This window comes from Planococcus sp. BI3 (assembly GCF_056680115.1).
The window spans coordinates 1,188,008-1,207,899 of sequence record NZ_CM155266.1; the positions used below are offsets into that span (position 1 = coordinate 1,188,008).

At 47.3% G+C, this 19,892-nt stretch carries 20 protein-coding genes and 1 riboswitch; of the genes, 6 read left to right on the forward strand and 14 right to left on the reverse strand.

The genetic code is table 11. The features are described from left to right. Window positions 1-10: 10 nt before the first annotated feature. Both dnaE and AC1MEO_RS06010 read right to left on the reverse strand, forming a co-directional pair. The gene (gene dnaE, locus AC1MEO_RS06005) at window positions 11-3,067 is read right to left on the reverse strand and encodes a DNA polymerase III subunit alpha (protein WP_480336037.1); all 3,057 of its coding nucleotides are present in this window, start codon (window positions 3,065-3,067) and stop codon (window positions 11-13) included. Between the two features lie 18 nt (window positions 3,068-3,085). Continuing rightward, the gene (locus AC1MEO_RS06010; RefSeq protein ID WP_480335010.1) at window positions 3,086-4,030 is read right to left on the reverse strand and encodes a DHH family phosphoesterase; all 945 of its coding nucleotides are present in this window, start codon (window positions 4,028-4,030) and stop codon (window positions 3,086-3,088) included. Between the two features lie 92 nt (window positions 4,031-4,122). Between AC1MEO_RS06010 and AC1MEO_RS06015 the strand changes: the two genes are divergently transcribed. Next, window positions 4,123-4,428: a YtpI family protein gene (locus tag AC1MEO_RS06015; protein WP_480335011.1), complete on the forward strand. Its 306-nt coding sequence runs from the start codon at window positions 4,123-4,125 to the stop codon at window positions 4,426-4,428. 96 nt (window positions 4,429-4,524) lie between these two features. Here the strand turns inward: AC1MEO_RS06015 and AC1MEO_RS06020 are convergent, their stop codons facing one another. Then, entirely contained in the window at window positions 4,525-5,832 is a 1,308-nt protein-coding gene (locus AC1MEO_RS06020) for a DRTGG domain-containing protein (RefSeq protein ID WP_480335013.1), read from the reverse strand. Between the two features lie 460 nt (window positions 5,833-6,292). Further along, window positions 6,293-6,973, reverse strand: coding sequence for a metal-dependent hydrolase (locus AC1MEO_RS06025; protein WP_480335015.1), 681 nt, complete (start codon window positions 6,971-6,973; stop codon window positions 6,293-6,295). Window positions 6,974-7,216: 243 nt separating this feature from the next. On the opposite strand from AC1MEO_RS06025, the gene AC1MEO_RS06030 reads away from it, so the two are divergent. Continuing rightward, window positions 7,217-8,314: a M24 family metallopeptidase gene (locus AC1MEO_RS06030; protein WP_480335016.1), complete on the forward strand. Its 1,098-nt coding sequence runs from the start codon at window positions 7,217-7,219 to the stop codon at window positions 8,312-8,314. 46 nt (window positions 8,315-8,360) lie between these two features. On the opposite strand, the gene ald is transcribed toward AC1MEO_RS06030, so the two are convergent. Further along, entirely contained in the window at window positions 8,361-9,476 is a 1,116-nt protein-coding gene (ald, locus tag AC1MEO_RS06035; protein ID WP_480335017.1) for an alanine dehydrogenase, read from the reverse strand. 253 nt (window positions 9,477-9,729) lie between these two features. Here ald and AC1MEO_RS06040 point away from each other — a divergent pair, with 253 nt between their 5' ends. Further along, window positions 9,730-10,236 (forward strand): universal stress protein, encoded by a 507-nt coding sequence (locus tag AC1MEO_RS06040; protein ID WP_480335020.1) that lies wholly within the window; start codon window positions 9,730-9,732, stop codon window positions 10,234-10,236. Between the two features lie 208 nt (window positions 10,237-10,444). Here the strand turns inward: AC1MEO_RS06040 and AC1MEO_RS06045 are convergent, their stop codons facing one another. Both AC1MEO_RS06045 and AC1MEO_RS06050 read right to left on the reverse strand, forming a co-directional pair. Beyond that, a complete protein-coding gene (locus AC1MEO_RS06045) occupies window positions 10,445-11,386 on the reverse strand; it encodes an NADP-dependent oxidoreductase (protein ID WP_480335022.1) in 942 nt (313 codons plus the stop codon). Window positions 11,387-11,477: 91 nt separating this feature from the next. Beyond that, the gene (locus AC1MEO_RS06050; protein WP_480335023.1) at window positions 11,478-11,885 is read right to left on the reverse strand and encodes a DUF4362 domain-containing protein; all 408 of its coding nucleotides are present in this window, start codon (window positions 11,883-11,885) and stop codon (window positions 11,478-11,480) included. A 141-nt stretch (window positions 11,886-12,026) separates the two neighbouring features. After that, window positions 12,027-12,070, forward strand: a riboswitch (PreQ1 riboswitch). A 6-nt stretch (window positions 12,071-12,076) separates the two neighbouring features. Between AC1MEO_RS06050 and queC the strand changes: the two genes are divergently transcribed. From queC to queE, 3 genes are read left to right on the forward strand one after another with little or no spacing between them, the layout of a single operon-like run. Then, on the forward strand, window positions 12,077-12,742 hold the full coding sequence (queC, locus tag AC1MEO_RS06055) for a 7-cyano-7-deazaguanine synthase QueC (protein ID WP_480335025.1): 666 nt from the start codon (window positions 12,077-12,079) through the stop codon (window positions 12,740-12,742). Beyond that, window positions 12,739-13,164, forward strand: coding sequence for a 6-carboxytetrahydropterin synthase QueD (queD, locus tag AC1MEO_RS06060; protein ID WP_480335026.1), 426 nt, complete (start codon window positions 12,739-12,741; stop codon window positions 13,162-13,164). Before queC ends, queD begins: the two co-directional genes overlap by 4 nt. Further along, entirely contained in the window at window positions 13,161-13,868 is a 708-nt protein-coding gene (gene queE / locus AC1MEO_RS06065) for a 7-carboxy-7-deazaguanine synthase QueE (RefSeq protein WP_480335028.1), read from the forward strand. The genes queD and queE overlap by 4 nt, the downstream gene beginning before the upstream one ends. A 116-nt stretch (window positions 13,869-13,984) precedes the next feature. Here queE and AC1MEO_RS06070 read toward each other — a convergent pair whose 3' ends face one another. From AC1MEO_RS06070 to tpx, 7 genes are all read right to left on the reverse strand, one after another. Further along, window positions 13,985-14,326, reverse strand: a complete 342-nt coding sequence (locus AC1MEO_RS06070) for a zinc ribbon domain-containing protein YjdM (protein ID WP_480335029.1) — start codon at window positions 14,324-14,326, stop codon at window positions 13,985-13,987. Window positions 14,327-14,423: 97 nt separating this feature from the next. Continuing rightward, window positions 14,424-14,843 (reverse strand): universal stress protein, encoded by a 420-nt coding sequence (locus AC1MEO_RS06075; RefSeq protein WP_480335031.1) that lies wholly within the window; start codon window positions 14,841-14,843, stop codon window positions 14,424-14,426. Between the two features lie 505 nt (window positions 14,844-15,348). Further along, on the reverse strand, window positions 15,349-16,734 hold the full coding sequence (gene nhaC, locus AC1MEO_RS06080) for a Na+/H+ antiporter NhaC (protein WP_480335033.1): 1,386 nt from the start codon (window positions 16,732-16,734) through the stop codon (window positions 15,349-15,351). Between the two features lie 380 nt (window positions 16,735-17,114). Then, complete coding sequence (locus tag AC1MEO_RS06085) at window positions 17,115-17,972, reverse strand: pentapeptide repeat-containing protein (RefSeq protein WP_480335034.1); 858 nt, start codon at window positions 17,970-17,972, stop codon at window positions 17,115-17,117. Between the two features lie 140 nt (window positions 17,973-18,112). Then, window positions 18,113-18,298: a hypothetical protein gene (locus AC1MEO_RS06090; RefSeq protein WP_480335036.1), complete on the reverse strand. Its 186-nt coding sequence runs from the start codon at window positions 18,296-18,298 to the stop codon at window positions 18,113-18,115. A gap of 76 nt (window positions 18,299-18,374) precedes the next feature. Next, window positions 18,375-19,298 carry a class I SAM-dependent methyltransferase gene (locus AC1MEO_RS06095; RefSeq protein WP_480335038.1) on the reverse strand — a complete coding sequence of 308 codons (924 nt, stop codon included), beginning with the start codon at window positions 19,296-19,298 and terminating at the stop codon, window positions 18,375-18,377. Window positions 19,299-19,350: 52 nt separating this feature from the next. Next, window positions 19,351-19,857, reverse strand: a complete 507-nt coding sequence (tpx, locus tag AC1MEO_RS06100) for a thiol peroxidase (RefSeq protein ID WP_480335039.1) — start codon at window positions 19,855-19,857, stop codon at window positions 19,351-19,353. Window positions 19,858-19,892 lie beyond the last annotated feature (35 nt).

Below are 19,892 nucleotides of genomic sequence, written 5' to 3' on the forward strand. Positions count from 1 at the left end.
AGAAAAGCAGTCAGGTTTCTATATTTTTGCAGATAATAGCCGTTTTTTGATTGCGATTTTCGACTATCCCCTGAATTTCAAGAATTGCGTGCGGTTCTAATAGCAGATTGTATTTGGCATACTCTACCGGAAACAATGTCACAGAAGCCGGTCCCGTTTCATCCATTAAAGTCAGAAAGGCCATTGCGTCTCCTTTTTTTGTGCGGATCCGTTTAATGTCTTCCACCATGCCCAGTACCTTCACTGATTCCCGGTCCCGTTTTGTCTTCAGCAACTTCAGCTCAACAAAAGATTTCTTCCGTTGCTCTTTCTCGCGTTCAATCGGATGCTTAGACAGATAAAAGCCGAGGACTTCTTTTTCAAAATCAAGTTTCAGGTTTTCAGGCAGCTCTGTCGCTTTCGTGTATTTCGGTTTCATGAAACTCGATCCCATATCGTCAAATAATCCAGGGTCTTCATTCGGCTTGACGAGTTCAGCATGCTTGATGGCACTGTCGAGCGAGGCCAGTAAAACTCCGCGGTCATAGCCGAAATCATCAAGCGCCCCTGCTTTGATCAGCGGCTCAAATGCTTTCCGGGTAAAATGCAGGCCAGAAATCCGTTCGGCAATATTGAACAGGCTGGTGAAAGGCCCTTCTTCCCGGGCAGCAAGCAAAGCCTTGACCGTCGTTCCCGGAACCCCTTTCACTGCATTCAGGCCGACCCGGATTTGGCCTTCTTCCACTGAAAACGAATGGCGGCTTTTCTGGACAGAGGGCGGCAACAGCGGAATTTTCTTGTCTTTGATTTCCTGCAGCAGCTGTTTGGTCTTTTCGGCATTGCCTGAGCTATTGGTCAACAGGCCTGTATAGAAATAGACCGGGTAATGGGTCTTCATATAACTCAGCTGATAGGAAATGATGCTGTAGGCGACGGCGTGGCTTTTCGGAAAGCCGTAATCCGCAAAACGGACGATCAAATCATAGACTTCCGACGCCTCCGCTTCCGTAAACCCTTTGGCTTTGGCTCCGCGGGTGAAATGCGCCCGTTCTTCGTCCAGGATTTCCCGTTTCTTTTTGCTGACGGCACGGCGCAACAGATCGGCTTCTCCAAGTGAAAAACCGGCCATTTTCGCTGCAATGTGCATGATCTGCTCCTGGTAGACGATGACGCCGTAAGTTTCGCTCAAGATCGGCTCGAGGATCGGGTGGACGTATTTCACTGCTTCCTCTCCGTGTTTCCGCCTTGCATACAATGGAATAAATTCCATCGGACCCGGCCGGAACAAAGCGTTGACAGCAACAATGTCGCCAAAGGCTGTCGGTTTGATCTGCTGGAGCGCACGGCGCATGCCGTCGGATTCCAATTGGAAGACGCCGGTCGTATCACCCAAAGCCAACAGCTTATAGGTGTCCGCATCCTGGAGCGGAATGCTGCGGTAATCGATGCGCTTTTGGGTATCCCAATACACCAGGCCGCGGATCTGTTCTAGGATCGTTAAATTTCGCAATCCCAAAAAGTCCATTTTCAGCAGGCCAATCGCTTCCAGTTCCTGCATGGGCCATTGCGTCAAATAAATGCCTTCGTGGCCTTTTTCAATCGGCACGTGGTCAACCAAAGGCGACGGACTTAAAATCACTCCCGCCGCATGGGTAGAGGCGTGGCGCGGCAAGCCCTCCAATTTCAATGCTGTCTTGAACCAGGATTTGCGTTCTTCCCGCTCCACGATCCAGTCATTTAATGCCGGAGACTCTTTCAGGGCTGAGCGCAGTGTCGTGCCTGGACGGCTCGGAATCATTTTTGAAATAGCTTCCAGTTCTTCTGCCTCAAAACCGAAAACACGGGCGGTATCCCGGGCAACAGCTTTAGCCGATAAAGTCCCGAATGTAATGATCTGGGCCGTTCGGACAGCCCCGTATTTTTTCGCCACATAGTCTACTACTTCATGGCGTCTGTAATCAGCAAAATCAATATCGATATCCGGCAATGTAACCCGTTCCGGATTTAGGAACCGCTCAAACAGCAGCCCATGTTCGATAGGGTCTACATCCGTAATCTTCAATGAATAGGCAACAAGTGAACTGGCCGAAGAGCCACGTCCAGGACCGGTCAGAATATCCTGGTCTCTGGCATATTTCATAAAATCCGCGACAATCAGGAAATAATCGATAAAGCCCATCGCCCCGATCACCGACAATTCATAATCCAATCGTTCCTGATAGCTTTGTGAATAACCCGGAACCCGTTCGGCCAAGCCCGACTTGCACAGCTCTGCAATAAAAGCCGCTTTGTCGGTTTCTTTAGGCAAGGGGAACACCGGGAGCAGCTGGCGGTCCATAGCAATTGTCACTTGGCAGCTTTCCAGCATCTCGGCCGTACGCTGGAGCCATTCGGGATGATCGGCAAACCAGGACTCAAATTCCTGGCTGCCCGGAACGTAAGCATTGGTATGCTCAGGCTTCTTCCTTTCCGGATCGTTCATCTTCAGGCCTTGGCCGATTGCGGATGCCACTTCATAGGCGAAAGCATCCTGTTGATGCAGGTAGCGGCTTTCGTGCGAGGCAATGATCGGCAATTCTGCCTGTTCACAGAGTTCGGCAAATGCCGGTTCATGTTCAGATGGAATCCCACCGGGCCGCTCCAGGCTGCCGAACGCTGCCGGACCGAACAACTCTTTTATGTATCGGAATACAGGACTGCGATCTGTCAGCAGCCATTCGGGTTTATTGGGAATAACGCAAATCAGGCCTTGCCGATATGCTTTCAGCCATTGTTCCGGTATCGCTTCTTTATCCCTTGTCGAAAGGGCGCTGGAAATTTTCAGCAAGTTGCTGTAGCCTCCATTCGACTGGGCATATAAAACGACCGGATACTGCTGCTCTTCAAACTCGATAAAAGCCGAAAGGCCGACCACCCCATGGATGCCGGCACGGCGGCATCCTTCCCAAAACGGAAGAATGCCATATAGTTTGGTATTGACGATTGCGGCTGAAGCGGCTCCCTGTTCCTTCAAATACGGGAAAAGTTCGTCAAGGCGCACCGTGCTTTTCAGCAAATCAGCCGATGTGCTTATATGCGGATAAACCATTGACAACCTACTCCCTCCTTAGTTTGCAGCGGCACAGATTTCAGCAAGGCGCTCGATCACCTGATCAGCTTCCTTCCAGGAATAAGCTGTCGCACCGGAAGCCATTGGATGTCCCCCACCGCCGAATTCCTTCGCCAATGTATTAATGATCGGCCCTTTAGAACGCAAGCGCACACGAATTTCCGTATCTTCTTCAATCAAGATGACCCAGGCTTTCATGCCTTTGACATTGCCGAGCGATCCAACCAACAAAGAGGTATCGGTCGCGGTAACATCAAATTCCTTTAAAATATCTTTGGTGATTTTGACGTGGGCTGCGCCATTTTCATCCATTTTGAAATTCTGGTACATATATCCCTGCAAATGCAATAATTTACGGTCCATTTCATACATGCCATTATGCAGTGCATCGCGGTCAAAATCGTATTTGATGAGTTCGCCGGCAATCGCAAAGGTCTTTTGTGTTGTGCTAGGGAATAGGAAACGTCCGGTGTCCCCGATAATTCCTGCATACAATAAGCGCGCCGCCTTTGCAGACAAGGTCCATCCCTCGTGTTCACGGCCATATGTATAAAGGTCATAGACCAATTCAGAGGCAGAGCTGGCCGTTGTATCGACGGATACAAGATCACCATAAGCATCGTCATTCGGATGATGGTCGATTTTGATGAGTTTGGCACCTGTTTTATAACGTTGATCATCAACCCGTTCAGTATTCGCGGTATCAGTCACAATCACCAATGCGCCTTTAAAATCCTGATCCTCAACTGCATCAGGAAAATCCAGGAAATCCATCGTGTAGTCATGTGTGCCGGCAGCCAAAATCTGCTTGTCCGGATAATTTTGCTCAAGTAAATATTTCAAACCCAGCTGAGAGCCATAAGCATCCGGATCTGGCCGTACATGACGGTGAATAATGATGGTGCTGTATTGCTTAATTGTGTCGATGATTTGACTGTTCATTTCCGAGTTCCTCCATTTTTAAGGAAATCCATTCGCAATTTTGCTCAGTTCTCAGTACAATGATAATGAGTTTTGGAATTCAGGAGGTCCCTATGTTAATATTTGTTGTTTTAATCATTGTATCATTTGTCATTTATTTTTATAACAAAACAAAGCAATTCCGTACGCGCACAGTCTTGCCGATCAGAAAGAAATGGTATGCTGCACGTGCGTCCATGGCATTGGGAAGTTTTGTCGCCTTTTTCGGCATTAATCAGCTGTTCGTTTTTCAATCGGCGATCACGTACATTGTTTCATCGATATTTATCGTACTCGGCTTAGCTTTGGTTTATTACAACTATAAGGCGGCACGCCATTACCAGGCATTCCTTGAAGAAGAAGCAGACTTAAACCCTTAATCGGTATTCTTCACCCACAAGAATGTTCAGGCAGGAGTTGGACTCGTTTACCGAGTCCAACTCCTGCCTTTTTTAATGCCTGTTATCCATCCTGCTTTATCGGTCCAATAATTGGAAAGTCAGCATTGCCTTCCCGACGATTTCATTTTCCAAAGAAACATCAACTTCAACTTTGGCAGATTTTCGGCTGATATCCAAAATATTAGGTTTGACAAGCACCAGCGAATCCAACTGTACCGGTTTCAGGAAATAGATTGCTATATTTTCCAGAACACTATCTTTACGGTTTTTTGTTTTCAATGCTGCACCTGCCGCTTCCGTCAAGATCATTGTATATGCCCCATGGGAAATCGACCCATAGGCATTGGTCATTTGAGGAGTGACGCGAAACTCCAGGATCAATTTGTCGCTTGTTTGCTGATGAAGCTGGCTTTTGATGATATCATCAATCGTTTCGCCTTGTTGCGGCTGCCGTTGCGCGGTTTGGATCGCCTTCAATACATCCTGCCTGCTGATGACCCCTTTCAGTTTGCCGTGGTCATCCGCTACCGGCATCAAATCGATGCCTTCCCAGATCATGCGATGCCCCGCAGCCGCCACACTTGTTTGCATGGAAACGGTAATGGGATCTTTGGTCATGACTTTTTCAACCAATTCAGTCGAAGGATGGCCGATAACATCCCGTGATGTAATGATGCCCACAAGTTTATTGGATTGATCGACCACCGGGAAGCCGCCATGTGTCGTTTCTTCATTGAGTGCATGATAGCGGCTAATTGGATCTTTAAGATTCAAATGCGCTGTCACATCCAGGGGAATTAAAATATCTTCGATCAGCAGAATCTCTTTCTTGATCAATTGGTCATAAATCGCGCGGTTGATCATCGTTGCTACCGTAAAGGTATCGTAGCTCGTCGAAATGATCGGCAGCTCAAATTCATCTGCCAGTTTCTTCACCCCTTCGGACGCCTCAAACCCACCTGTCACCAGCACTGCCGCCCCCGCGCGAAGCGCATACTCATGTGCTTTATAGCGATTGCCGACAATCAACAGATTGCCCGCTTCCGTATAGCGCATCATGTCTTCGAGCTGCATTGCACCAATAACGAATTTATTCAGGGATTTATGCAATCCGGTTCTGCCGCCCAATACCTGCCCATCAACAATATTAACGATTTCCGCATATGTCAGACGCTCAATATTCTCTTTTTTCTTCCGTTCAATACGGATCGTCCCGACACGTTCAATCGTCGATACCAGCCGTTTTGTTTCCGCCTCTTTGATCGCCCGGTAAGCCGTACCTTCACTCACCTGCAGATCCTTCGCAATGCGCCGCACCGAAATTTTCTCGCCCACAGCCAAAGTCTCAATATAATCCAATATCTGTTCATGTTTAGTCGCCATGATTTCACCTATTCTTTCTACTTTCCTGTACATTATAGTGTAGCATAATTTATAGAAAAGTGGAGACGGGCGTACTGGTCCGACAGGCAAGAGATGGGTCAAGGTCAGTTGGCCCATCTCTTTGCGACGAAGCGCGCAGTGCTGCAGGAGCAGAGGGGGTGGCACGCCGACTGGGTGGCGCTCTTTGCCACACAGCCGAGTTGGCTTACGCCCCGAGGAACAGCCCGTCGCAACTGGACAAATAGAAAAGTGGAGGCGATCGTGTTAGCCCTGACAGGCATAAGACGGACCGGCGAAGCGGCATTTCTTCAGCCGCACAGCTGGGACGGCTTATGACCAGAAGGGTTGATCGCCGCAACTGGACAATCAGAAAAGTGAAGGCGGGCCATGGAAGCAATGAAAACTAACACAAGAAAATAAAAAACCCGTAAAGCCTCAGCTCTTCGGGTTTTATTGCCTATTATAATTCGATGCTGCCGCCTGGCTGCAGGATATTGACTTCTGCACCTTTAACCAGTGACTTGAAATGTTCCGGATCCTGCTTGATCGGCGGGAACGTATTGTAGTGGATCGGCACGACCACTTTCGGTTGCAATAATTCCACCGCATAAGCTGCATCTTCCGGTCCCATTGTGAAAAAGTCGCCGATCGGCACAAATGCCACATCGATGTCATTGCGTTTTCCGAGGATCTCCATGTCACCGAATACTTCGGTGTCACCGGCATGATAAACTGTTTTGCCTTCCGCTTTAAAAAGGATCCCGGCTGGCATGCCACCGTAAATCGCTTCACCTTCTTCAGTCGTATAGGAAGAACTGTGAAAAGCTTTCGTGTACTTCACTCTGCCAAAGTCGAATTCATGGGAACCGCCCAGATTCATGCCGGTTGCGTTCACTCCCTGGCTGCCCAGGTAATTGGCCAGCTCCACCGGCGCTACCACTTGCGCATTATTTCGCTTCGCCAGTTCAACCGTGTCACCGACATGGTCGTTGTGGGCATGCGTCAAAAGGATGGCGGTAGGCTTTTCATCAGCAACCTTCAAATCTGTCAATTCGTTGCCATTGATGAACGGATCGATCAGAATCGTGTGCTCGCCGGTTTTAATTTTCACCACTGAATGTCCGTGATATGAGATGTGCATAAAATCCCTCCAAATGAGTTTTTAACGATTGATGGATAAGTTGAACTGAGGAACTTCGCCCGCTGATATTCCAGAAACCAGCTCCTGAAAACCACTGCGTTTGCTTTGTCCGCTTGGAGCAGTTTCTTTCTATCTTACTCTTATTTTAAGCCCAATTAAAAGCCTAAGCTGTCCAGTTCAACTCACATAGCTGTTTTATACCCTGATTTTTGATATGCTACACATGTAGAGGAGGAAATACATATGACCAAAATTAAGCAATTACAAAATTATTTAAAGGAGCAATCGATCGACGCGGCGTTTATTACCGATCCTTTTAACGTCTTTTACGTCAGCGGTTTCCAAAGCAATCCACACGAGCGCCTGTTGGGCGTCATGGTATTCGCTGAAGCTGAGCCATTTCTGATCTGTCCGAAAATGGAAATGCCGGATGCGAAGAATGCCGGATGGACCGGAGAAATCGTCGGCCATGAAGACACGCAGAATTCCATGGAGATTTTGTACAACACTGCCCAGTCGCGCGGAATTAAATTGAACACCATGGCAATCGAAAAAGCGCATATGACGGTGGACCGTTATGACGCGATCCTGTCCCTGTTCAGCTCCCTTAAGATTGTCCAGCTGGATGACCAGTTGAATTCCATGCGCGTCATCAAGGATGATGCGGAGCTGCAGATCTTGCGCGAAGCGGCTGCTTTGGCTGATTATGCCATTGAAGTTGCGGCCAAAACCATCAAAGAAGGCATCACAGAAATTGAAGTGATGACGGAAATCGAATTGGCTTTGAAAAAACGCGGAGTCACGCATATGTCATTTGATACAACCGTGTTGACAGGCGATAAAGCCGCTTCACCTCATGGCAAGACCGGCGACCGGAAACTGCAGAATGGCGATTTGGTTTTATTCGACCTGGGCGTTGTCCACAAAGGCTATTGCTCGGACATCACCCGCACATTGGCGCTTGGTGAACCTGGCGAAGAGCAAAAAGCGGTATACAATATCGTATTGAAATCCGAAACAGCAGCGCTCGAAGCAGTCAAACCTGGCGTTACGGCAGCTGAACTCGATCAGATTTCACGAAAAGTCATTACGGATGCAGGATACGGAGAGTATTTCACGCACCGTTTGGGCCATGGCCTCGGCATTTCTGTCCATGAATTCCCTTCCATCCACGGAGCCAATCCGATGAAGATGGAAAAAGGAATGGTCTTTACTTTGGAGCCTGGCATTTATGTTCCCGGCAAAGTCGGCGTCCGCATTGAAGATGACGTAGCGGTAACTGAGGACGGCTATGAAGTCTTGACGAAATTCCCGAAAGAACTTCAGATCATCAACAACTAACAGAACAAGCGGCATCGGAAAAATCCGATGCCGCTTGTTTTATTTATCAACCCAATATGTCGTCGACTGATTTGTATTCCAGTCCTTGATCAACGGCCACGGCTTGATAGGTGACATGGCCATTTAAAGTATTGACCCCTTTTTTCAAGGCTTCATTTTCGAGAACCGCCTGCGCAAATCCTTTGTTGGCAATTTGCACCGCATAAGGCACCGTAACATTCGTCAAACCGATGGTGGAAGTCCTCGGCACAGCTCCCGGCATATTCGCTACGGCGTAATGGACAACCCCGTGCTTCACATATGTCGGTTCGTCATGCGTCGTAATGCGGTCGCTGGTTTCAAAAATCCCGCCTTGGTCGATAGCTATATCCACTACGACAGAGCCGGGTTTCATGGATTTGATCATATCTTCCGTTACCAGCTTGGGTGCTTTTGCTCCAGGAATCAAAACCGCTCCAATAACCAGGTCTGCATTTTTCACAGACTCTGCGATATTCAACGGATTGGACATGAGCGTTTGGACATCCTGCCCGAACTGATCATCCAATTGGCGCAGGCGATCCGGATTCAAATCCAAAATCGTCACATTGGCCCCCATTCCCACAGCCACTTTCGCAGCGTTTGTTCCTGCTACTCCAGCGCCGATAATGGCAACATTTCCACGTCCGACCCCCGGAATGCCGCCGAGCAGAACACCCGCTCCTCCGTGGACCTTTTCAAGGAATTGTGCTCCGATCTGTGTTGACATCCGGCCTGCCACTTCGCTCATCGGCGTCAGCAGCGGCAAGGAATTATTCGGCAATTGCACGGTCTCATACGCAAGGCCCGTCACTTTCGCCTCCAGCAGCGCCTTCGTCAATTCCCTTTCAGGAGCCAAATGCAGATACGTGAACAGGATCAGCCCTTCGCGGAAATAGCGGTACTCTTCCGGTTCAGGCTCTTTGACCTTCATGACCATTTCCTGCGCCCATGCCTCTTCTGCAGTCCCAACAATTGATGCTCCGGCCGTACTGTAATCTCCATCCGTAAATCCGGAACCAAGCCCGGCTCCCGATTGAATAAATACCTCGTGCCCATAGAGCGTCAAGCTGACGACCCCTGCTGGAGTCATCGCAACCCGGTTTTCATTGTTTTTCACTTCTGTCGGTATCCCAATTCGCATCTCGAAACCCTCCATTATTGTATTGGGTAGAATCATTCTATCAGGTCCAAGTTTTCTGAATTCACTTTCATTTTAACAGAATAGAACTATTTGCGCTTCCATTGCGTACTTTCTTCCCTGCCGCCATCCTTTACCAACAGGAGAATAGTCGTCATTGATTAGACAAAAAATTCTCGAAATTACCTTCAATTCAGCAGGAACTCTGAAACTTATAGCGAATGGTACTAGTGAGAGACAAAAGGAGGAATTTAGGATGACATTAAAGTATAATCAAATTCTTGTTGCAGTAGACGGTTCCAAAGAAGCAGAATGGGCATTTAAAAAGTCAGTTGGCATTACTAAACGAAACAACGCTACATTAAATTTGGTGAATGTAATCGATACCCGCTCATTTGCAGCAATCGAAGCTTATGATCGCTCAATCGCTGATCGCGCGCAGAAATTCGCTGAAGATTTATTGGAAGAATACAAAAAAGAAGCTTTAGCCGGCGGTGTTGAAAAAGTGAACATTATCGTCGATTATGGTTCTCCAAAAACAATGATTTCAAGAGATTTAGCCCAAAAAGTGGAAGCTGACCTTATTATTTGTGGAGCTACCGGATTGAATGCTGTTGAACGTTTCTTAATCGGCAGTGTTTCTGAACATATTGTTCGTTCTGCAAAATGTGATGTATTGGTCGTACGTACAGAAGATGCACAGAGCGATGCCCCAACAGAATATTATTCAGAAGATAAATCAGGCAAACCTGAAAATATCTAAACCCAATAAGAAAAGTGCAAGCGCCCTGTAGATTTGACGGGCATAAGACGCTTTGGCGAAGTGGCGTTTTTTCAGCCACACAGCCAGAGTGACTTATGACCCTAGAATCTGGGGGCTGGAGTCTGGACAATAACTGTAGAACAAAAAAATTATACTTTCTTAAGCAATAAGAAAAAGCCCTTCACATTTGTGAAAGGCTTTTTTTCATTTAGGAAGGCTTTACTTTAATGATGATTTTCCCACGGGCATGATGGGATTCACTTAATTCGTGGGCATCCCTCAATCCCTGTTCGGTAAATTCAAAAACATGGCCGATTGCCGGCTTGAATTCACCGGTCACGTATAAGTTGGCCAGCAACTGCAATTGTTCACCACTCGGCTCCAACCAGAAATCACTGACCTTCACTTCATGCACCTCGGCCAACTCAGAAGAAGGCTGGCCGGCGATGGAAATCAGTTTCCCGCCTTTTTTCAGTACTTTGAAACTCTTGTCCAGAACATCACCGCCCAGGGTATCCAATACTGCATCAAAATCCTCCAGCAATTCGCTGAAATCCTCTTCCTGGTAATTGATGACCCGGTTGGCTCCCAGGGATTTAACCAATTCATCATTTTTATCGCTTGCCGTGGTCGCAACATATGCGCCGATGCTGTTGGCGATTTGAATTGCCATGCTGCCGACTCCACCCGCTCCAGCGTGGATCAGCACCTTATCCCCTTTTTTCACTTCCGCAAAGTCGACAAGGCATTGGTAGGCAGTCAAGCCAGTCAAAGGAATCGCCGCTCCTTCTTCAAACGTCATGCTCTCGGGCATATGTGCAAGAAGTTGTTGGTCCACAGGCACAAACTCTGCATACGTCCCTTGTCGCGTTGTGGCAGGTCTTGTGAATACCCGGTCGCCTACTTTGAAATTTTTGATGTTTGCGCCTACCTCGGCTATGACGCCGGCTGCATCCCAACCTAAAATAATCGGGAATTCCCATGGCAGCATATCTTTCAGATATCCTTCACGCAATTTCCAGTCAATCGGATTGATTGAAGTGGCATGGATTTCAACCAGTGCCTGGTTTTCATTGATGGTCGGCTTTTCCACTTCCCGCTCTTTCAATTGTTCTTTGCCACCATAGCTGTCAATGACTATCGCTTTCATCTCACATCTCCCCTTCCGTTATTATCAAATATACCCTTTTGCAGAAATAATACTCATCGAAAATTTGGAAATTTTTAGATAAAAAAACACCTTATTCCCCTTCGCGAAGGATAGTATCCATACCTGATTCAGGATCACAGCCTTCCAGCACATACACCTGTTCCGTTTCAGAAGACAGAATGACTATTGAATTGCATTGTCTGGTCACAACTTCTCCGGAACCATATTGGTCTTCCGAAGAATCCTCCACCGATTCAATTCCACTGCTGCTATAAAAAAGATCCTGGTAAATGGGATCGCCTTCTGTTGTATAGGTGATCACTCTCACCGCATCCTCTTCTCCATCAACCGTATTTTCATAAAACTCATATAGACGTTCCCCGTTTGCAACTTCTCCGTGCGTACTTTCAATAATATCTTCTTCATCAAAGGACGCCCGGTTGCAGGCAGTCCCCATCAACATCAGTGCCGATGCCAGCAATAAAACAATCCTTTTCATCTTCACACCCCCTTGTGGATTAGACGCTCCTGGCTACAAAAAATTACAGGTCCAGCCACCCATCATCTGGTCCAGTCCAGCAGTTTCCCCATAGCCGAGTGACCCCATTGTTGCCCACTATGTTATCATTAGAACTGTTCGCTAAAAGAGGTTCGCAAACTCCCTCTCTAAAAAACTAAGGAGTGTTACAGATGAAGAATGAAAAAGCAGTCGTCGTTTTCAGCGGCGGCCAGGACAGCACCACTTGCCTGTTTTGGGCAATCAAGAATTTTAAGGAAGTTGCAACGGTGACTTTCGATTACGGCCAGCGCCATTCCGCTGAAATTGAATGTGCCCGGAAAATTGCCGACGAACTTGGCGTTTCCTTCAAAGTTTTGGATATGAGCTTAATCAACCAATTATCCGCCAATGCCTTGACGCGGGACGATATTGAAGTGACAGCAGAAGAAGGCGAATTGCCATCCACTTTTGTGCCCGGCAGAAACCATCTGTTTTTATCTTTTGCCGCAGTCTATGCAGATGCCATCGGTTCACGGTATTTGATCACCGGCGTCAGCCAAACGGATTTCAGCGGTTATCCCGATTGCCGCGACACTTTTATCCGCTCATTGAACGTCACATTGAATTTGGCGATGGACAAGCAATTCATCATCCACACACCGTTAATGTGGCTGGATAAAGCTGATGTTTGGGAGCTTTCTGATACGCTTGGCGCCATGGATTTTGTCCAGGAAAAAACATTGACTTGCTACAACGGCATTCAGAGCACTGGCTGCGGGGAATGTCCAGCCTGCAAATTGCGCAATGAAGGGCTTGCACGCTACCAGGCGAAAAAATTGGCGGGTGCTGCAAAATGATGCAGCAGTTCTATCCCACAACCGCCCATGAATTTCAATTCGAGCTCAATAAAGACCTGCATTTTTCTGCAGCACATTTTATTCCCAGTGAAGAAGCAGGAAAATGCCAGATGATGCATGGCCATACGTATCACCTCAACGTCACCATTGCGGGCAACGAGCTCGATGAGACCGGTTTTCTCATTGATTTTAAATTACTGAAAAGATTAATCCATAAAAAATACGACCACAGTGTCTTGAATGATCATCCTGAATTCGCCAATAAGTTCCCGACCACGGAGCTTCTTGCCCAACAGGTTTGGCAGTCGATTCAACAGGTTTTGAAAACAAAGAACAACCACCCGCATTGCCTGCAGGTCATCGTCCGGGAAACACCGACGAGCTATGTCGTGTTCCGTCCGCGCAAGGAGGACCTGTCATGAGGATTCCCGTAATGGAAATCTTCGGTCCGACCATTCAAGGAGAAGGCATGGTCATGGGCCAAAAAACCATGTTCGTCCGGACTGCGGGCTGCGACTATTCCTGTTCCTGGTGTGATTCGAAATTCACCTGGGACGGGACCGGAACCAGCGTCTCCAAGCAGCCTGAAGAAATTATTGAAGAACTGATCCAAATCGGCGGCGCGGCATTTTCACACGTCACCATCTCAGGCGGTAACCCCGCTCTCCATAAAGGCATCGGCAGATTGGTCGAGCTCTGCCATGAACAAGGCTGGAAGGTCGCTGTCGAGACGCAGGCCTCCATTTGGCAGGACTGGATGGTGGAAATCGATGACATCACCTTATCGCCGAAACCGCCCAGCTCTAACATGAAGACGGATTTTGCCAAGCTTGATTTATTTGTTGAAAAATTGCAGAACGCCAATGCCAGTCTGAAAGTCGTCGTTTTCGACCAAGAGGATTTCACCTATGCAGAAGAAATCCATCAGCGCTATCCTCTTGTTCCGTTCTTTTTGCAGACCGGAAATAGCGACACAGCCACAACTGATGATGCGCAACTGGTTGCCGATTTGCTGCACCAGTATGAGCAATTGATCGATTACCATGTGCGTTCACCGATCATGAACGATGCTAAAGTGCTGCCGCAATTGCACACGTTGGTATGGGGCAATAAACGCGGCGTTTGATCTAATGGCCGAAACGATGTGCAAAAGTTAGTTTCTTTAGTGCAGCTTATCTACTCAATATAAACGGAAAGACCCCATCCAAACTTTTCACTAAGTTTTGGTGGGGTCTTTTCATGTTACGCTTTTTTGACGAATTCAGACTTCAGCTTCATTGCGCCAAAGCCATCAATCTTACAATCGATATTGTGGTCGCCTTCGACCAGCCGGATGCTTTTGACTCTAGTTCCGATCTTCAAAGTCGAAGAACTGCCTTTGACTTTCAGGTCCTTGACGATAGTGACGGCGTCTCCATCCTTTAAAGGTGTACCATTGGCATCTTTGATAAGCTGTTCTTCCTCGGCACTTTCGGTTTCAGCAGTAAGGCTCCATTCGTGAGCACATTCCGGACACACCAGCATACTGCCGTCTTCATAGGTATATTCAGAATTGCATTCAGGGCAATTCGGCAAAGTTTCCATTCTGTTTTTTCCTCCAGCAGATCCTATGCTTCAGCAAGCAGTTGTCAGACCAATCTTTTTTTCCAGTATACCAGAATTGACCATTGCCCGACAGGCATTATTTGACGACCAGCACCGGGCAATGGACGTGATTGACAACTTTGTGGCTGACGCTCCCCAAGACCATTTCAGAAATTGGATTCAACCCCCTGCTGCCAATGACCACCAAATCGAAATTTCCGTCATTTGCCAGCTCTATGATGACCGGTGCCGGCCGCCCATGCATAACTTCTGTTTTGTAATAGATATTTTCACGGTCCAAAGCTTCTCTGACCGGTTGGATTTTTTTCTTTCGCGACAGTTCAAACTCTATCGAACCTCCATCATGGAATTGTTCATTGCTGTCTTCATCGAAGTCGGAAACGTAGACCACCGTCACTTCCACCCCTTTTATCAAAGATGCCAGTTGTGCGGCTTGCTTGCCTGCCCGCATCGAATTCTCTGAACCATCTACGGCCAATAAAATATTTCGATACATACTAACCACTCCTTTAACTATTTTTTCCGCAGCATGGCGGAAAATCTACCCTCTTATGTTACTATTCGACTCAGCTTCAAAATCCCCTCTATCTATATAAGTTGAACTAATATTTTATATTAGCCGATACTCCGCAAAACAGCTCTGCTTTCCAGCGGGCTCCCGCCCAATCCTCCTCGTCCGCTGCGCTCCCTGCGGTGTATCGGTCGAATCGCTAAGCCGCAGGAGTCTTCGCTGTTTTGCTCCATATCTCTGAGAGTTCTCCAACGCCGGTGTGGCTTAGGAGGAGATGGGGCACTAAGGTGTGAGTATTCTTCTCAGCTTATCGTGGGTACCAAGGTGTACCAGAAGAATTTGGTTCACCTTTGCGACAAAGCTTGCCGAGGAGCATCGCTCTCTTCTCTTCCGTAGCCGCCGAATTGGCCTATAAATGTTACTCTTTTAGTTCAACTTATATAAATAGAAACAGGCGACTTGGAACGTCACCTGTTTCTATTTCAGTGTTTTATTTTTCTTGCTTATAAGTCAAGGTTTTGCCGGTGAATCCAAACAACACGGTCAGTAATGGCGACAACAGGCAAAAGAATGCGAATGGCAGGTAGTCGAGCGTCGAGACGCCGATGACTCCCGTGATGAAAATTCCGCAAACACTCCAGGGAACGAGCGGGTTGACCACGGTGCCTGCGTCTTCCATCACCCGGCTGAGGTTTTTGCCAGCGAGCCCGACTTTATCGTAAGGTTCTTTAAACGCCTGACCTGTCAACAGGATTGACAGGTATTGCTCGCCGATCAGGATGTTGATGCCGATTGCCGTTAATGCAGAAGCCGCAATGACAGATGAAACCTTTTTCAAAAGGCTCTCCACTTTTGCCAGAAGGCATTGGACGATGCCAAGCGTAAACAGCAGCCCCCCCATGCTGAGCGCCAGCAGCACCAATGCGACGGTGAACATCATGCTTTCCATGCCGCCGCGAGACAGCAAGGAGTCAATTTCTACGATTTCCGTCGTCGAGACGTAGCCACTGAACAGAACTGTAAAAATTTCTGAAGCTGTAGAACTCTGATGCAAAAAAGAAATAAGGACAGCCGACAGCGAACTCAAGGCCAGCGTCATCAAGGCCGGTATTTTCATAAGCGTCAGAAGGATCAGGACAGCCAGCGGCACAATCGTATACCAGTGGATCATGCCCGTGCCCAATAGCCCTTCTTTAAAGCTCGTTACGTCCTGGATGCTGGCGCCAGCTGCTTCTGGAGACAATAAGGCGAATAAAATCAACGTGATGACAAAAGCAGGGATGGTCGTCCACCCCATATTGCGGATATGCTCAAACAAGTCCACACCGACAATGGTCGATGATAAATTCGTCGTATCCGACAACGGCGACATTTTATCGCCGAAAAAAGCACCGGAAACAATGGCGCCCGCTGTGATAGCGAGCGACAGATCCATCGCCGTCGCCATGCCGATGAACGCAACACCAATTGTCGCGACTGTCGTCAAGGAACTGCCAATGGACAAGCCGATCAACGAGGTCACAATGAAGACGATGGCATAAAAGAACGTCATGGAAATCAGCGTAAATCCTGTGTAGATCAAAGTTGGAATGGTGCCGCTGATCATCCAGCTGCTGATGAGGATTCCGATGAAGAAAAACAGGAAGACTGCACTCATTCCAGCTCCAGCTCCTTCAACCAATCCTTTCTCCAGCGTGCGGTAAGACACTTTCTTCAACAAGCCATAGCCGATCAACAGCAGAATCGAAAGCAGGATCGGGATATGCGGAACCGATTCAAACCGGATGATGCTGACACTGATCAATAGAAAGATAATTGCCGTAAGTAATATGGCTTCTGGAAACCTCGGGGTGATGACTGATTTGATGTTGTGCATGACAATCTCTCCTTTTCTATAAAAAAAAAAAAGAGAAAACCTCGCATCCCAATAAAGGGACGAAGGTTTTCTCCGCGTTACCACCCAATTTAATGCTTTGCCTGAACAAAACATCCACTCTTTTACGAAACGATCCTAACTGATGCTGTATTTCATCCAATTTGCTGCCTGAATTCACACCTGCCATCCAGTCTCTTGCTGCTGCGCACAAATTGCCTACTAAATCATCGATCGAAATATTTATGAAGTAAATAGCTGAAGAATCTTTTTAAGAAAAACTCACTTAACTCATCATTTTTAAAAGTATATTGAAATAGATTCTACCAGTTCTCCTCTGCATGTCAATACTTTTCAGGAAAATTCCATTTTCCCCTGCTGGATCAATCCGCTTTCCAGTGAGCTGGTTTTGACAATAAGGCAGGCACCTTTGTCTCGCCATCCCCCTTTGCAGAATTCAATTGCATTTGAGTCAGATAAATACTGCCTCTCAAGTCTGCTCCAGAAAGGTCGGCATTCCGCAGATCCGCACCGATGAAATCTGAATTTCTCATATCGCAATTTTTGAAATTTGCCCCGATCAGGTAAGCCCCTCTGAATGTCGACCCCTTCAGATCCTTCTCTTGAAATTTCGCGCCCATCAAATCCGCATTCTGGTAATCTGGCCCTTTTTTTCGGTTATTCTTTTTGTTGACGCGCCCCGACCCGAGCCGGACGCTTTCGCTGACTTGCATCAGCAAGTCATTGATGTGCAAGCGGTACTCCGACAAATCCACTGCCAATAATTCTTCTGCTGATGCAGAAGCCAGTCTATCAACCGCTTGCCTGTTTTCACTCAGCGCAGCCTGTAATTCCGCATTGTCGCAACGCTCAATCGCCTGGGTCAGATACAGCAGCATTTCCTGCAACTGCTGCATGACCGGCAAGAGCTGGAACATCATCCCGGCTGATTCTGGATCGTCCCTCCAACTGATGCCGCCAAATGTCTGCTGGGAAACTTTTTGCCCTGCTCCAAGGCAATCAAATACTGTACAGCCGCTGTAGCCAGAGAGCCTTAAATTCCGGTGGATAGTGCAGCGGAAATCGTCATTCAGGTTTCTGCAAGGGACACCGGCTGCCTTGTCAACAGGAAAATCTGAAGATGCGGCAAATGCCAGCGCTACGCAGCAAAGGCCAAAACAATTTGCACAATCGGCTTGAAAGGCGGCCGAGCCATACGCACCCTTTTGAATTGTCTGCATACCAGTCATCCTCTTTCCAATTATTCGAATAATCAATTAATAATACCATACTACTTTCTATAAAGAATTCTACTTTTTTTTGCACAAAGAAAAAAGGCAGGGAATGGATCTCCCTGCCTGTTCCTCACCGTATTTACATGTTATGTTCCCATTTTACGGCGGTTATTGCTGACTTTCTTTGATTGCTGGCTCTTCATTTTTTTGGTCGACAGTGAAGCATTGCCGCCAGATTGTTTGTCTCCAGCCTGATTTTTCTTGGCTTCCAATTGGCGTTTTACAGCTTCCTGCAAACTGACTTTTTTCGGCGCTTCGTTTGATTCAGTCATTGCGCATCCCTCTTTTCATCAAAAAATAATACATATGGATGTTTTTATAGCTCTAGTATAGCATAAAGCAGCCCGTTTATTCTTTGTTTTCTTTAAACCAGCCCGTCACCTGAGAAAAGAATTTAGACATGGATTCCGGCTTCGACATATTCGGAACACGGGCCAGTAAGACTTCTTTCGGCGCTTTGATGCCTTCCTTCTTTTTCTGCAGGACCAGGATTCCTTTTGCGTGAGCCGAATTCTTGAACAGGCTGTCCGGCAATTCCATGACCGATTGGATATGGGCATGTTTTTTCAGGAAACTGTGCAATTGGCTGGCGTGCGCTGATTCGAACAAGGCTTTCGGAACGATAAAAAACAGATAGCCTCCGTCAGCTGTGTGCTTCAGCGATTGTTCGATAAACAGATGGTGCGCATACGACATGCCTTCATCCGCTTTCAATTCATATGTCGTCGCTATTTCCTCATCCGGATAGTAGCCCACCGGCAAATCTGAAACGACAACATCCACCGGATCGATCAATAAAGGCTGCAAGGCGTCCTGCAGATAAAAGGTGATTGGCTGTTCCACCAGATTGCCGGCATTTGAAGCCAAACGGATCAGCAGGTCATCTATTTCAACCCCTGCTCCTGTCAATCGGCCATCCAGATAATTCATGACTGTCAACAGCAGGTTGCCGGTTCCGACAGCTGGATCCATAATGACTGCTTGTTCTTTTTTGACGAATAATTCCACCAAGTAGCCGACCAGTAGACCCAGGGCGTCCGGCGTCATTTGATGATGCGGCTGGATATGTTCCTTCATGCCTTTCAGCACAGCCAGCTGAAGCGCTTTACGGATATCTTCCTTGCTGGCGCCTGCTTCCGGCTTAATGATGCCATCCAGCCAGTTTTCAGTAGTTGTCAACAAACTTTCCAGATAAGCATTTTCCTGCTCTTTTTGGATTTTTGTTGTGTGGTTATCAATAAAATAAAAAGTCTTTTCCATCGTTGAATTCATACTTTCGCCGTCCTCAATAAGGAAACCCACTCTCTCGAGTGGGTTTCTTGTATTAGTTTGTTAATTCTTTTACTGCATTTAATGCTTTTTCGTAATCGGGATGATCTGTTCCTTCAGGTACATATTCCACATAGGCAACTTTATCATTTTCATCAATGATGAAAATCGATCGTGCCAATAACCGCAGCTCCTGCATCGTCACGCCATAGGCTTCACCGAATGATAGATCCCGGTGGTCTGACAACGTGGTGATGGCATCAACCTTATTGATTTCCGTCCAGCGCTTTTGCGCAAACGGCAAATCGGCTGAAATGGTCAATACGGCTACATTGTCGCCCAATGAAGCAGCTTCATCGCTGAAACGCTTTGTCTGGTCCGAGCAGACCCCCGTATCCAGTGAAGGAACCACACTGATCAGCCGAATTTTGCCGGCTGTGTCCTGTAACGTGACCGGTGTTAAGTCATTGGAAAGGACCGTAAAGTCTGGAGCCTGATCTCCAACTTTCACTTCTTTATCAGGTAAGGTAATGGGGTTTTTCTTAAATGTAATTTGTACCAATAAAAACGCCTCCCTTTCATAGTCTCTTCATCATA

Excerpts from the sequence above, each read along its gene's own strand:
- AC1MEO_RS06015 (WP_480335011.1), top strand. The coding sequence starts at position 4,123 with ATGTTAATATTTGTTGTTTTAATCATTGTATCATTTGTCATTTATTTT.
- AC1MEO_RS06030 (WP_480335016.1), top strand. The coding sequence starts at position 7,217 with ATGACCAAAATTAAGCAATTACAAAATTATTTAAAGGAGCAATCGATC.
- AC1MEO_RS06010 (WP_480335010.1), bottom strand. The coding sequence starts at position 4,030 with ATGAACAGTCAAATCATCGACACAATTAAGCAATACAGCACCATCATT.
- dnaE (WP_480336037.1), bottom strand. The coding sequence starts at position 3,067 with ATGGTTTATCCGCATATAAGCACATCGGCTGATTTGCTGAAAAGCACG.
- AC1MEO_RS06090 (WP_480335036.1), bottom strand. The coding sequence starts at position 18,298 with ATGACTGAATCAAACGAAGCGCCGAAAAAAGTCAGTTTGCAGGAAGCT.
- nhaC (WP_480335033.1), bottom strand. The coding sequence starts at position 16,734 with ATGCACAACATCAAATCAGTCATCACCCCGAGGTTTCCAGAAGCCATA.
- AC1MEO_RS06025 (WP_480335015.1), bottom strand. The coding sequence starts at position 6,973 with ATGCACATCTCATATCACGGACATTCAGTGGTGAAAATTAAAACCGGC.
- queE (WP_480335028.1), top strand. The coding sequence starts at position 13,161 with ATGAGGATTCCCGTAATGGAAATCTTCGGTCCGACCATTCAAGGAGAA.
- AC1MEO_RS06020 (WP_480335013.1), bottom strand. The coding sequence starts at position 5,832 with ATGGCGACTAAACATGAACAGATATTGGATTATATTGAGACTTTGGCT.
- AC1MEO_RS06075 (WP_480335031.1), bottom strand. The coding sequence starts at position 14,843 with ATGTATCGAAATATTTTATTGGCCGTAGATGGTTCAGAGAATTCGATG.
- AC1MEO_RS06070 (WP_480335029.1), bottom strand. The coding sequence starts at position 14,326 with ATGGAAACTTTGCCGAATTGCCCTGAATGCAATTCTGAATATACCTAT.
- AC1MEO_RS06040 (WP_480335020.1), top strand. The coding sequence starts at position 9,730 with ATGACATTAAAGTATAATCAAATTCTTGTTGCAGTAGACGGTTCCAAA.
- queC (WP_480335025.1), top strand. The coding sequence starts at position 12,077 with ATGAAGAATGAAAAAGCAGTCGTCGTTTTCAGCGGCGGCCAGGACAGC.
- ald (WP_480335017.1), bottom strand. The coding sequence starts at position 9,476 with ATGCGAATTGGGATACCGACAGAAGTGAAAAACAATGAAAACCGGGTT.
- AC1MEO_RS06085 (WP_480335034.1), bottom strand. The coding sequence starts at position 17,972 with ATGCAGACAATTCAAAAGGGTGCGTATGGCTCGGCCGCCTTTCAAGCC.
- AC1MEO_RS06095 (WP_480335038.1), bottom strand. The coding sequence starts at position 19,298 with ATGAATTCAACGATGGAAAAGACTTTTTATTTTATTGATAACCACACA.
- queD (WP_480335026.1), top strand. The coding sequence starts at position 12,739 with ATGATGCAGCAGTTCTATCCCACAACCGCCCATGAATTTCAATTCGAG.
- AC1MEO_RS06050 (WP_480335023.1), bottom strand. The coding sequence starts at position 11,885 with ATGAAAAGGATTGTTTTATTGCTGGCATCGGCACTGATGTTGATGGGG.
- AC1MEO_RS06045 (WP_480335022.1), bottom strand. The coding sequence starts at position 11,386 with ATGAAAGCGATAGTCATTGACAGCTATGGTGGCAAAGAACAATTGAAA.